Here is a 14,273-nt window from a genome sequence, read left to right on the forward strand (position 1 = left end):
CTTTAAAGGGGCTGGCGTTAATTTATAGTTAGATTTTATCAAAAAGAAAACAGCTGGTTATTTAACTGTTACTTGAATTTCTTTTTTGATGTCTCTTGAAGAAGTTCCAAGTTTAATAGTATATTTTCCTGGTTCCACGATCCATTTTTTAGCAGTAACATCATAGTAAGCCAATTCTTTTACTGGCACTTTGATCGTCACATTTTCTGAATTTCCTGCTTTAACTGCCGCTTTTTTGAAACCTTTTAGTTCCTGAGCGGCACGGGTAATTTTAGAATCAGATTTAGAAGTATACAATTGTACTACTTCTTTTCCATCTGCTTTTCCGGTGTTTTTAACGTCTACAGAAACTTCAATTACATCATTTTGAGCGTAAGATTCTTTATTCGCTTTTGCATTATCAAGCGAAAAAGTAGTATAAGATAATCCGTAACCAAAAGGATATAACGGCGCGATGTTTTTAGTATCAAACCAACGGTATCCGATCAGAATTCCTTCGGCATAATTTACAGATTTGTCTCCAGGGAAACTATTTGTTGCATGTGCAGGAGAATCTTTAAGTTGTTTTGGCATTGTCCAAGGTAATTTTCCTGACGGATTTACTTTTCCTAAAATTACATCTGCCAAAGCATTTCCGCCTTCAGAACCATTAAACCAGCTCCAAATTAAAGCCGAAGATTTTTGACTGACTTCATTAATATCAAAAGGAGCGCCGGCAATCATGACTACAATAGTTTTAGGATTTACTGCCATTACTTTTTTGATTAATTCTTCTTGTCCAAATGGTAAATGCAAATCTCTACGGTCTGAAGCTTCTGTTTCGTAATCACGGTTTGAACCCGCAAAAATAATAGCAACATCTGAGTTTTTAGCCGCTTCTACTGCTTCAAGCACTTTTGCAGGATCTAATTGATCAATGGTAACTGGGCCGGTAGAAGTAATATTTCCTAAGTTTCCTTTATTTTTTTCGTCGTAACGCTCTAAGTATCCTTCGGCATAATTGATTTTAATAGAAGAAGGAAGTCTGTTTTTAAGACCTTCTAAAGGGGTAACTTCTCTTTTTGTTTTAACTCCTGCACCAAATCCGCCTAAAGCATTTTTCTTTGTAGCATTGTTTCCAATAACCGCAATAGATTTTACGCCGTCTAGTTTTAATGGCAAGGCATTATTTTCGTTTTTCAACAATACAATTGCTTCTGCAGCAATTTTGTAAGCGTCTTGATAATGTGCTTCTGTTGCGATGCTTCCTTTTGCACGTGTACCTCCGCCTATTGCTTTTACCTGAAATAAAACACGCAAAATACGTTTTACATGCAGATTAATTTCTGTTTCAGAAACTTCTCCAGATTTAACCGCTGCAATTAATTTATCGGCTAAGAAAAATTCGTTGAACGGTTTTGGTGTTCCCATTTCAATATCCAAACCATTCTTTAGTGTTTTTGCAGTAGAATGCACTGCTGCCCAGTCTGAAACCACTACACCTTTAAATCCCCATTCGTCACGAAGGATTTTATTCAGCATATAATCGTTTTCACATAAGTATTCGCCTCTAAATTTATTGTAAGCTCCCATTACAGCATACGATTTTGCTTCTTTTATAGAAGCTTCAAAAGCCGGAAGATAAATTTCACGAAGTGTACGCTCGTCAATTTGTACATCGACAAAATCACGATTGGTTTCCTGATTATTGGCTGCATAATGTTTTACGCACGCCATTACATCTTTTTCCTGTAAACCAACGATCAGCGGCACTGCGATTTTTTTATTCAAAAACGGATCTTCAGACATATATTCATACGTTCTTCCTCCAAGCGGCGTTCTTACCATATTGATCGCCGGCGAAAGTAACATGTCTTTGTCTCTTGCACGTAATTCTTCTCCCAGACTAGTTCCAAAAGTATGTGCCATTTCAGTATTCCAGGTTGCTGCCAAACCGCCGCCTGCCGGATAATAAGTAGCAAAATCGTTTGTTAAACCTGCTGGTGCCCAATTGTCTCTTGAGATTTCTTCACGAACTCCCAACGGACCATCGGCCATTTTTAATTCTGGAATTCCAAGACGTTTTACGCCTCCTGTGCTAAACATGCTGTTACCATGAAGCATTCCTATTTTCTCTTCAATCGTCATTTGCGAAATCAGTTTGTCGATTTCTGCGTCATGTTCTGTACCTACTTCTTTTCCTTGGTACTCTTCGGTTTGTGCCGAATTTGAAGCGGTAGTTTGTGCATCATTTTTACAAGATGTAAACAATGCAAAAACAACAGCTGCCGAAAGGTATATCATTTTGTTTTTCATAGATAGTTAGATGTTTTCGATTTAAAGATTCTGATTCCTCACACATTCTCTTTAAATACAGTTATAATATTTTATGTTGATGGTTTTTTAAATTATTGTTTAATCAAATTCAGCATTACGACGTCATTTTCATTTATATTTAATTCTCTGCTAAAAATTCCTTTTCCGTCGATTGTAATTTTTTCTACAGAAATTGGTGCGCCGTTATTTCTTTCTTTTATGGAATTAACCTGCTGGCGTGTTAACTGACTTGGTTTATTCAAAGCCTGATAATCTGCATAAGCGTCGTTTACTTTATAGCCTACTTTGTATATTTCTAGTATATATTTTCCTTTCTGCATTCCCTCAACTTCAATTTTGACTTTTCCTTTTTCTTTTGATGGAAGATCCTGAACATAATAAGTCTGGTTCCAAACTTTATCGCCTGGATGTGTATTGGTAAAATCCCATAGCAAAACCTGCACATCGCCTTTTGCATTTTTGGAAGTCCAAGAAGCTTTGTCTGAATTTTGAAGTTCTGTTTCTCCCAATTTATTCATTAAATAATAAGAGAAATAAGCTGGCTTTTTAATTCCCTGTGTATTCAACAACCCGAAACCTCCGTGAAAAGGCGTAAATCTTGGTCCTGGTTCTTCAAAAATATCGGTAAAAACCCAATACGACATGGAGTTAGCCGCATTGCCGACTTGTTTTAATTTCTGCAGAATATAAGCTGCGGAATGATAACTGTCGTGAATGGGATCTGCCGGTGTATAAGAAGAACTCCATTCGGTATAATGCAGTTCTAAATTAGGTTTAGCCGAATTGGTAATCTGCTTACGCGAATTAATAACATCTCCGTTTACACTATTTACGTCTGGACTCAAAACTGTTCCAGAAGTCCCGAATTCGTCCAAATATCCTTGGTTTACGCCATAGGTATGTGTCGAAATAAAATCTAAAGGCACATTATTTTTAACACAAAAATCAATTGTTTCCGGAACCCAGCCTGCGCCTGCCGTTGCTGGTCCGCCGACTTTATATGCTGGATTTACAGCTTTTACACCGCGGGCTGCATAATCGTATAATTTAAAATATTCTTGCTGCGTTCCTGTCCAGAAACCTGGTGATAAATTCGGTTCGTTCCAAACTTCAAAATACCATGTTTTTACTTCTTCATCGCCGTAACGTTCTTTAAAGTGTGCGGTTAGATTTTTAATTAAATCTTCCCATTTTTTATAATCTTTTGGAGGCGTAACATTTCCTTTCCACCAAAATATAGTTTCTTTCCCGCTTGCCAATGCATTTGGCATAAAACCTAATTCTACAAATGGTTTCATTTTCAAACTCACAATATAATCAAACAAAACGTCTACATATTGGTAATTATATTCTGGATTTCCTTTGTTATCTTCACGATAAACCGCCATATCATCAGACAATAAACCATGAAAACGGATGTATTTAAAATCGCATTCTTTTTTCACCACAGCTAATTGCTGCTGCCAGTCGGCTCTCAAACCTTCGTTTGCTCTCCCGGCACCAATGCATTCTTTGAACATGGTGTTCAGTTTTCCTGCTTCCTTTTTATAATCAACTTTTATGATTCGATTTTCAGCAGTATTGTTTTGTCCAATGATTTGGATTGAATGAATTAAAACCAATAATATTAAAATCCTTTTCATCTGAAAATTTCTTTTTTTATCCTAACAGGTTTCCAATCCCGAGGCTTCGGGACTGTTAGGTATTATTTTACCCAATCTAAATAGTTTCCTTAATTGTAATATGATATTTGATACCTAACAGGTTTCCAAAACCTGTTAGGATACTTAACTTGATAAATTTTTGTTTAACTTCTAACTTCATATTGGAACGTAGACGCACTGCGGTGCGTCTCTACAAATACACGTAATCGTTGCGTTACGTAAACCCGACAGGTTTTAAAAACCTGTCGGGTTTAACTTCTAACATCTAACTTTTAACTTAAACTACAATTTTTTGAATCTAACTGCTCCACCGCCGGCACCGCCTAATTTCAATTGTAATTTATCTGAAGCTTTTACTGTTTTCTTAGAAATTGCTACTGCTTCCGGATTATGTGTTTGATCTGTTCCTTCGGCATCCACGTAAATTTGTGCTTCGTAAGTTGCTGCTGGATCTAAGAATGATAATGAAACTTCTACGTTTCTTGGTTTTTCATTTGTTAAAGTTCCTAAATACCAGTCGGCACTATTTCTGTCTTTTCTTGCTGTTGTGATATATTCACCAATTTTTCCTTCTACTATTTTAGTGTCTTCCCAATCTGTCGGAACATCTTTTAAGAATTGCAAAGCTGGTTTTCCTTCATAATTTTCTGGAAGATCTGCCAGCATTTGAATTGGAGAATAAAGCGCTACATATAATGCCAATTGCTGTCCTACTGTTCCTTGAATTCTTTTTCCCGGATACCCTTGTTTTACCTCAACATCAAAAATTCCAGGTGTAAAATCCATTGGTCCAGAAAGTAATCTTGTAAACGGAATAATAGTTAAATGGTTTGGCGGATTTCCTTCGCTCCAAGCGTTATATTCTTGTCCGCGCGCTGCTTCTCTCGAAACCATGTTTGGAAAAGTTCTGCGTTCTCCGGTATCTTTTATCGATTCGTGGTACAAAACGGCCAAATCATATTGTGCAGCTTTTTCTAAAATGTATCTGAAATAATTTACTCCAAACTGCCCGAAGTGCATTTGCTTCATATTCAATTTAGAACCTACGTGTCCAATTTTTACGGTATGAATTCCTAATTTTTTATATAAAGCAAAACCTTCGTCAACTTCTTTTAAATAGTTAATTAAGTTCGAACCTGTTTCATGGTAACCGATTAATTCGATGTTCTTTTTCTTTCCGTATTCTACGACTTTTTCAAGATCGAAATTGTCTGCACTTTTCGTAAAGCTGAACATGTGCATACGGTTTTCATACCAGCCCGGTGTCCATCCTTTGTTCCATCCTTCGATCAATAAATGATTAAACCCTTCTTTTGCAGTAAAATCAATATATTCTTCGGCGTGTTTGGTTGTTGCGCCTTGTTTATCACTTTCCCAAAATGTATATTTTCCGATGTGCATTCCCCACCAGATTCCTAAATATTTATATGGTTTGAAATAACTTGCTGTATTCTTTAATTTGTTTGGTTCATTTAGATTTAAAACTAAATATGAAGTGATCAGTTCACCGGGATTTTCTCCAATTTGAATGGTCCTCCAAGAAGAAGTGAAAGTATCTTTTACGCGAACTTTTATTCCATCAGGCCACGGCACCAAATCCGATTTTAATTCGGTTCCTTTTGTGTTAACCAAAGTCATACTTGCAAAATCAATTAGGTTTGCTTCGTGGAAACTTAAAGCCAATCCGCTTTTGCTTTCGATTGTCAACGGAGTTAATACGGTATCCAAAGTACTTACCGGCGCATCTTTAAAAAGATATTCGTCACGGTTTTCTCTGTTTGCTGGAATCCACCATGCTTTTCCATCTTCTTTTAGGTTAAAAGTTGTTTTTTCATCCGTAATGAAAATACTGTCTTTTACATTTTGTTTTGGATAAACATATCTAAAAGCAACTCCATCATCGAAAGCACGGAATTGAATTTGTAATTTACGTTTGTTTCCAGTCTTTTGCTGCAAATCAACTACAAGCTGATTGTAGTTGTTTCTGATGTTTTTCTTTTCTCCCCAAACTTGTTCCCAAGTTTCATCAAAAGTCGAAGTTTTGGCACCTTTAATTTCAAAATTAGAACTTAAGTCTTCGTTTCCTTTCAATACAAATCCCATTTCTGATGGCGAAATCACTTCAGTTTTTCCGTGGGAAACGGCATATTTTGGAGCATTTTTTACGAGCTCAAATTTGATTTTATTTTGTCCGTTTGGCGAAGCGAGTTCGTAAGCATTTTTAGTTTTTTGACTGTAGCCAATTGCTATTGAAAACAAGACGGCTGGGAGAACTAGATAGTTTTTCATGTTTTTTGGTATTATATTTTTTGTCACTCCCGATAGCTATCGGGATAAAATGATTAGAGAGGATTTTTAAAACTGTGGCTATATTTTTTTAAACACATAGAAACATAGTTTATTGAAAACCTATAAAAGGCGTTTCACTTTCATAAATACACATAGCTCTTCTATGTGTTAGAAACTAGTTTCTTTTTGCTTTCTTTATTCACAAACAAAAACCTATGTATCTATGTATTTAAATAATTTTCTCGCAGATTCGGCAGATTTAAGCAGATTTTTTAATTTTTAATCCTTTAATCTGTGGCTGTATTTTTTTACCACAAATTCCGCAAATTATCACAAATTTAATTCGTGGAAATTCGTGCAATTTGTGTTTAACTTTTTTATTTTGCCCACTCGGTTTTAAAAGTGGTTTTTCCGTTTAACGGATTTGCAGCTACATCAAAATTGTTTCCGTTTTTGGTCACTTTTATTTCTTGTACAGCATTGCCTTCTGGTAAAAATACTTTGGCAGTCGCCGATGTAGTTTTATCGCTTGCATACACTTTCAATGTCAATTTGCTCCAATCCATATCTTTTGTAGACTGTGCTAAACCAATGTGCGGAATTGCAGTTCCGTCTTTTATTAAAACTATAATTGGCACTTCGCCAGCTTTGATTTTATGCCAGCCCGATTGGTACACTTTTTTGGTTTGGTAATCAATCCATGTTCCTTCCGGAAGGTAAACGTCTCTTTCTTCTACTTCTTCAAAAAGTGGCGCAACCAACATACTTGATCCAAATAAATATTGATTATCAACTAACCAAGCTCCCGGATCGTTTGGATATTCTACAAATAAAGCACGCATCATCGGCAGTCCTTTTTGTGAACTTTCTTTTGCCTGAGCATAGATATACGGCATTAATTCGTAACGCATATTATCTGCTTTTCTAAATCCTTCAAGGAAATCTTTGCTGTACAACCAAGGTTCACGAGGCGGTTCTCCGTGGCTTCTTACGTGCGAAGTCAGCATTCCGAATGGGGTCCATCTTCTGTAAATATTTTCAGGAGATTTTGTTGCAAATCCGCCCACATCATGGCTCCAGAAACTGAATCCGCTAAGACCTAATGAAAGTCCGCCGCGTAGTTCTGCCGACATTGCTCCGTTGGTAGTTTCAGAATCTCCTCCCCAATGTAATGGATAACGCTGCGATCCTGCCCAAGTACTTCTCGCCCAGATTAAAGTATATCCTTTTTCTTTCTGAGTAATTTCTGCAACTGCTTTGTTGTAACGAAGCGGGTATAAATTATGCTCGTAGAAACCTGTTCTTCCAGAATGGTAAATTCCGTCTGGCGGTGCCGCTTCTCCAAAATCAACTTTGAAAACGGCCACGCCTTCATCAAATAATTTCTTCAATTTTCCTTGATACCAAGTCACTGTTTCTGGATTTGAGAAATCTAAAACAGCATCTTCGTAAGGAAGATTTCCTTTTCGGTCCCTTACTGCTAAGTTTTTATCCATGATTTCTGGAAACAAAGTATTCTTTGGTGTGAAATAAGGCAATTGCCATAAACAAACCTGAAAACCATCTTTCTTTAAATCAGACATCATTTTTGTAGCGTCTGGGAAACGAGATTTTGCAAACTCGTAGTTGTTTCTCCAATCTACATCAAACCACCCTGTATCAAAGTGAATCACATCGGTTGGAATTTTATATTTACGCAAATCTTTTGCTACTTCACGACCTTCTTTTTCAGAGAAATACGTAATACGGCTCATCCAGAATCCGAAAGACCAAAGTGGCGGCATAGCAGCTTTTCCGGTTAAATTGGTATATTGGTCTAAAATGTCTTTTGGTTCTCCGATAAAGAAAAATAAATCTGCTTCGTCATCTCCAATATACATTTCGTTTGCACTTCCAAAATATTTACCAAAATCAACTGTAATTGGTGTTGAATGGTGCATAAAAACTCCGTAACCACGGCTGCTCATGTAAAACGGAATTGGTTTGTACATGGTTTCATTCTGGATTCCATTGGCATCATCTGCCCATAAAACTACTTTTTGACCGCGTTTGTTTAATTGTGTAAATGATTCTCCACAGCCAAATATTTTTTCATCCGGCTCTAAACTGAAAGCAGCACCCATACTTCTTGAATAATCGCTGTTTCTGCGAACATACGAAAACGGAAGTGTTGGTGTGTAGGTGTTTTTAAAATCGGTATCGTGAAGCGTGCTTGTCAGTAATTTTCCTTTTTCATCATAAATTTTCACATGCCAAGGCTGTGTCAAAATTTCGACCCTTCCATGTTTGCTTGTATAACTGTGACCTCCTTCGATCTTAGCATATTTCCACAATTCAGGATGATTTGGCGCAACGCCGTCAACCAGCATTAAAGATGCTGCCTGTGGATGAAACTGTGGTCCAGAAGTTGTTTTGATACGGACTGTTCGATCTGAAACAAACTGAATTTCGAATGGTAAAACCGGCGAAACTTCATATTCTGTTGTTGGAAATTCGTTTGGTTTTTCCACATCAGGTTTCATCATCATATTGTTGAAAGCCTGACGTGTTTTATAATTGTATCTCAAATATTTTATAGTTCCCTTTCCTGTTGCAGGATCAAAAGAGGCCAGTTCGTCGGCAAAATAAAAAGTGTTCAGATAATTCTGAAAATCTTTACTGATATCTATTGGTGCGTTAAGGACATCTGCGTTCTGGATTTGTGCTGAGGCATTTGGCGTCAGAACTAATCCAAACATACAGGCTGAAAGTAATGCCGTTAATTTTGAGTTTTTCATTGGTTTAGTTTTTGTATTTCCTTCCTGCAAGGTTTTGAAAACCTTGTAAGTCTGCTATTTTTTATTCTATACTTTACTATTAATACCTACAAGGTTTTGAAAACCTTGCAGGAAAGACGTACCGTTATTCTGTTGTAATTACAATTGTAGCTTGTTTTAAGCCATTCGCTTTAGCGGTTAATTCTAATCTTCCTGATTTAGTATCAGACTGAACAATTACCAGACATTTTCCGTTTAGGGCAGTATGTTTATTTCCTTTGTACGATTCATGACTTACGGGATCTCCACTGCTAACGCCCACGATTTTTCCGTTTCCTTTTAATGAGAAGTTGATTTCGTTATTAGCATTTGGAGCCAAAATTCCTTTATCATCTAAAATATCAACTGTAATAAATGACAAATCATTTGCATCTGCTTTTATTGTGCTTCTGTCTGCAGTTAATTTTAATTGAGACGGATTTCCAGCTGTTTTAATTTCGCTTTCTAAAACCACTTTTCCGTTTTTACGGGAAATCGCTTTTAAAGTTCCAGCTTGGTAAGGAATTCTCCACATGACATGAAGATCATCTCCTTTCTTGCTTCTGATTCCGACTGATTTTCCGTTTAAGAAAAGTTCAACCTCATCCGCTTTATTATAATACGCCCAAACATCAACAGTTTGTCCGGCTTTCCAGTTCCAATGCGGAAAAATATGCAGCACGGTTTTGTCTGTCCATTCACTTTGGTACATATAATAAACGTCTTTTGGGAAACCAGCCAAATCTACAATTCCGAAATACGAACTAACCGATGGCCATTCGTACGGAGTTGGTTCTCCGATATAATCGAAACCAGTCCAGATGTACATTCCAGAAAGATAATCGTGTTTTTTAATTACTTTCCAAGTTGCTTCGTGAGTAGACCCCCAAGGCGCCTGAACCTGATCGTAAGCCGAAACTGTGTTACCCGGATTTCCGCCTGTAAATTTAAGATCCCATCGTACCGGCCACTTTTTAACGGTGTCTGAAACGGCATCATAATAACCTCTTGTCTGCAATCCTGAAGTTGTTTCTGTTGCTATAAAAGGTGTATTTGGAAAATTTTCCTGATGATGCTCATAAGTCTGATGTGCATAATTATATCCTATTAAATCTAAAACTCCAGATGCTGCAATAGCATTAAACTGAACATTCTTTTTTTCGAATTGCAGTGTTACCTGATCAATATTCATGTTAACCGGCGGATTCATAGCGGCAGTCAGCGGTCGTGTTTTGTCGTATTGACGTGTAATTGCGGCTAATTCTTTTGCAATTTGAACTCCGGTTTCGCTCCATTGATCCGGAATTTCATTTCCTATGCTCCAAATAAAAACACTTGCATGATTTCTATCGCGAAGCAATTGATCAATCAAATCCTTTTTGTGCCATTTGTCCCAGTCGTTGGCGTAATCATATTTGGTTTTATTGGTTTTCCACATATCAAAAGCTTCATCCATAACGATGAAACCCATTTTGTCGCAAAGTTCTAAAAGTTCCGGAGCAGGCGGATTATGAGAAGTTCTGATTCCGTTTACTCCCATTCCTTTCAGAATTTCCAACTGGCGTTCGATTGCGCGGGTATTGATAGCAGATCCTAAAGGACCTAAATCATGGTGCATACAAACCCCTTTTATTTTAACTTGTTTTCCGTTAAGGATAAACCCTTTATTCAAATCAAATTTAAAATCTCTGATTCCGAAAGTTGTTTTATACTGATCAATGATTTTATCGTCAAGCGAAATTTCGGTAACTGCTGTGTACAATTCCGGTTTTTCATCAGACCATAAAATGGGATTTTGAACTTCTGCTAATTGCTTTACTACTTGATTGGCGTCAGCATCAATTGTTATATTTTGAGTAACCGATGTTACTTTTGTATCTTCTTTAAAAATAGTAGTGGTTACTGTTGCTTTTTTGGCTTCTTTGTTTTGATTTTGAATCGTAGTTTCTACATTCAAAAAAGCCTTTTCTGCAGTAACTTTTGGCGTTGTCACATAAGTTCCCCATTGTGCAACGTGCAGTTTATCGGTAGTTTCTATCCAGACGTTTCTAAAAATTCCTGAACCAGAATACCAGCGTGAATTGGGTTGTTTTGAATTGTCAACCTTTACAATAATTTCATTTTCTTTTTCTCCATAATTCAAATAAGGAGAAATTTGGTATTGAAAACCGATGTATCCGTTTGGGCGTTTTCCTAAATAATGTCCGTTTACCCAAACTTCACTATTTCTGTAAACACCATCAAAAGTGATTGATGTTACTTTACTGCTGTCTTCTGGAGCGACTTTAAATGTTTTTTTATACCAGCCTAAACCTCCATTTAGTGAACCTCCGCCATATCCTGCCGGACTTTTTTCGTCAAATTTTCCTTCGATGCTCCAATCGTGAGGTAAGTTTAAGGTTCTCCATTTTGTTGAAGTTCCTATAGTGTCTTTATCGATGATACTGTCATTAAGATGAAAACTCCAGCCCGTATTAAAAGAAATTTTTCTGTTGTTAAAAACATCATCTTTTTTAGTGCAGGAACTCAGAAATATAATTCCGACAGCAATTGCTAATACAATTTTTCCGCTTAAATGGTTTGTTTTACGCATAGTTATTTTTTTTGGAATTGAAGATAAATAATAAAACAGCTGTTTCTGATTTCTCCTTAAAATAATTTAAGTCTCAGTCATAAAGAACATTAGGAATGCTTTTACGACTGAGACTTTAAAAACTAACTAACCTAAGCTTTTGGAATTAAACTAACAATAACCTGAGCGCCATCATCGCGAAGCATTGCATATTTTAATGATGTTGCTGTAATCTCAACCAATCGTACACGAGAAAAACTAAACCCTGGTGCTTGCTGTGTATAATAAGCATTTTGATAAAGCATTTTTGTACCACCATTAAAATCTAAGAAATCCTTTTTAAAATCAGAGCTCAAAGTATAAGTAAAAGTTCCTTTTGTTGTAGTCTGCGCAGTACTTCCTGTAGTTAAAGAAGTTTGTTTTACTGTTACATTATATCCTTCATTAAGATCAAAAGTTATTTCTCCCCAATCTTTTACTTCAATTCCAGACCATAATATTTCGTTGATACTTCCCGGAAAATAAGTCCATGCGTCTCCTCCTGTATCACCAACGGTTGTATTAAGGTATGCTGGTCCGGCAAATCCGATCGGGTTAGCCATTTTGATCACCCAGGTTTTTCCAGCTGCACCATTTGTAAGCATTCCCCATCGAGGATCTTTAGTAATAGAAGACAAATCTGTTTTAAGAACTGTAATCGTTTTTGGAGCTGTAGCAATTATACCACCTCTTGTATAAGCAGTATAAGTTACAGAATAGCTTCCTTTAAAAGGTATAATAGCTTGTGCATTATTACCGTTATAATGTCCTAACTCTACTTTTGTAGCATTATCAACAACAGACCAATAAGAGATTACATCTTTATCATTGTTTGTTAAAGTCAGTGTATTATCTGTCAGTACTTCTGTATGATTAAGAGTTGCTTCAGTATAATTAATTGCAGGAAGGCTGTCGCGGTCTTCAAGAGGTTCACAAGAAAACAATCCTGTCCCAATAGTTACTGCGGTTATTAAAATATATAATATACGTTTCATAATTATTTTGTTTTAAATTAATTCCACCCTGGATTTTGAGTTATAGAACCATTTGAAAGCACTACCTGTGATTGCGGTAATGGGAACCAGCCCTGAGTTTCTGTTCTAAAAGTTACATTAAACTGAGAATCTCCAGTATTATTATCGATAGCCAGTTTCATTGCAGACATTCCTTGTCTGATTAAATCAAAATAACGTAATCCTTCTAGTGCCAATTCTAAACGACGCTCTTCCATAATATTTGGCAGCGTTGCAGTAACTCTGTGCGTAGTACTTTTGAAAGCACGATCACGAACTCTGTCTAAATCTGTTTGGGCCAAAGCAGCATTTGAAGTTAAATTTAATTCTGCTGCCATAAGCAATACATCTGCAAAACGAATAACTGCATAATCCTGATAGTTATCAATCTGGAAATTTCCTCCATTTGCTTCAACAACAGCTGTTCCGGCTGCATTTGTAATCGGGCAGTATTTTTTCCATGAATATCCAGTGTACTGGCGTTGTTCTCTTGCTTGTGCATTAAAGTTTAAACCTTCTCCAACATAATCAATAAATGAAGCTGCTTTTCTAGTATCAGCAGTATCGTAGTCGTTAACCAATTTTGGGTTTACCGGTGCTCCTCCCCATCCTGTTGCATATCTTCCGATAGATCCTCCACGAGGCGCTATGTTAACCTGAAAACGGTTTCCTTCGTGAAGATCCCAGTTTCCTTTTCCTGAACCGTTAAAACGAACAGCCCATACCATTTCTGTATTGTCTTCTCCAACAAAGTTTTCTAAAGATGCTGCAAGCCATAGATTAGCAAAATCTGCTACAAGACCATGTCCGCTATTGTTTACTACATCGTTTATATAAGCTGTTGCCTGATCTTTTGTAATTACTCCTGCTAAATCAGTTTTTGTATAAGCTCCTGTATAAAACAAAAATGTTCTTGCTATATACGCTTCTGCAGCCCATTTTGTAATACGTCCGAAATTAGCATTTCCTTGTTGTGAGAAATTTTCCGGTCCTAAATTTTCTGCAGCGAATTTTAAATCGTTTGCAATTAAGGCATACGTAACTTCTGGTGCTTGTCTTGGTAATTCAAATTCGCTTGTCGTTACAGTATGATCCAGCGGAATAATATTTCCGAACATTTTTGCAGCCTGAAAATGAAAATGTGCTCTCAAAAAACGAGCTTCTGCTTCGTATCTTGTTTTCAAAGCTGTGTTGGTTCCCCAATCTACTTTACCCAGATTTTCTAATAAAATGTTTGCTCTGTAAATTCCTAAATAAGAATTTTTCCAGGTATCTGCATTCATTTCTTTATCCATCGAATATAAAAAGCGGTCCCATTCTAAATCTCTTGCCGGATCGGCAATACCAAATCCTCCAAAACAATTGTCAGATGCCTGCTCGCTCACGATTAACTGTGTTCCATAAGCTTCGCGTTGTAAAACATCATAAATCGCTACCAATCCTTCAAAAGCATCAGCAGGTGTTTTGTAAAAGTTATCGGTTACTTTATCTGTATAAGGTTCGTTTTCTAAAAAATCTTCCGAACAAGCTCCTAATACTAATAAGCTCGAAAGGGCGAATAATTTTATATATCTTTTCATCGTTT

General features: G+C 36.6%; 7 protein-coding genes. All 7 read right to left on the minus strand.

From position 1 onward, the window contains the following. Positions 1–57: 57 nt before the first annotated feature. Positions 58–2,295: a glycoside hydrolase family 3 C-terminal domain-containing protein gene (locus tag B0A68_RS22540; protein WP_035681391.1), complete on the minus strand. Its 2,238-nt coding sequence runs from the start codon at positions 2,293–2,295 to the stop codon at positions 58–60. Between the two features lie 92 nt (positions 2,296–2,387). Then, on the minus strand, positions 2,388–3,959 hold the full coding sequence (locus tag B0A68_RS22545; protein ID WP_035681389.1) for a GH39 family glycosyl hydrolase: 1,572 nt from the start codon (positions 3,957–3,959) through the stop codon (positions 2,388–2,390). A gap of 303 nt (positions 3,960–4,262) precedes the next feature. Then, positions 4,263–6,269 carry a glycoside hydrolase family 97 protein gene (locus B0A68_RS22550; RefSeq protein WP_035681386.1) on the minus strand — a complete coding sequence of 669 codons (2,007 nt, stop codon included), beginning with the start codon at positions 6,267–6,269 and terminating at the stop codon, positions 4,263–4,265. A gap of 377 nt (positions 6,270–6,646) precedes the next feature. After that, positions 6,647–9,046 (minus strand): glycoside hydrolase family 31 protein, encoded by a 2,400-nt coding sequence (locus tag B0A68_RS22555; protein WP_035687748.1) that lies wholly within the window; start codon positions 9,044–9,046, stop codon positions 6,647–6,649. Between the two features lie 124 nt (positions 9,047–9,170). Then, positions 9,171–11,657: a glycoside hydrolase family 2 TIM barrel-domain containing protein gene (locus B0A68_RS22560; protein WP_035681383.1), complete on the minus strand. Its 2,487-nt coding sequence runs from the start codon at positions 11,655–11,657 to the stop codon at positions 9,171–9,173. Positions 11,658–11,788: 131 nt separating this feature from the next. Further along, positions 11,789–12,670, minus strand: coding sequence for a hypothetical protein (locus B0A68_RS22565; protein ID WP_035681380.1), 882 nt, complete (start codon positions 12,668–12,670; stop codon positions 11,789–11,791). Between the two features lie 17 nt (positions 12,671–12,687). Further along, positions 12,688–14,268, minus strand: coding sequence for a RagB/SusD family nutrient uptake outer membrane protein (locus B0A68_RS22570; protein WP_035687745.1), 1,581 nt, complete (start codon positions 14,266–14,268; stop codon positions 12,688–12,690). Between the last annotated feature and the right edge of the window lie 5 nt (positions 14,269–14,273).

Source organism: Flavobacterium reichenbachii (assembly GCF_002217435.1).
GTDB classification, from domain to species: domain Bacteria; phylum Bacteroidota; class Bacteroidia; order Flavobacteriales; family Flavobacteriaceae; genus Flavobacterium; species Flavobacterium reichenbachii.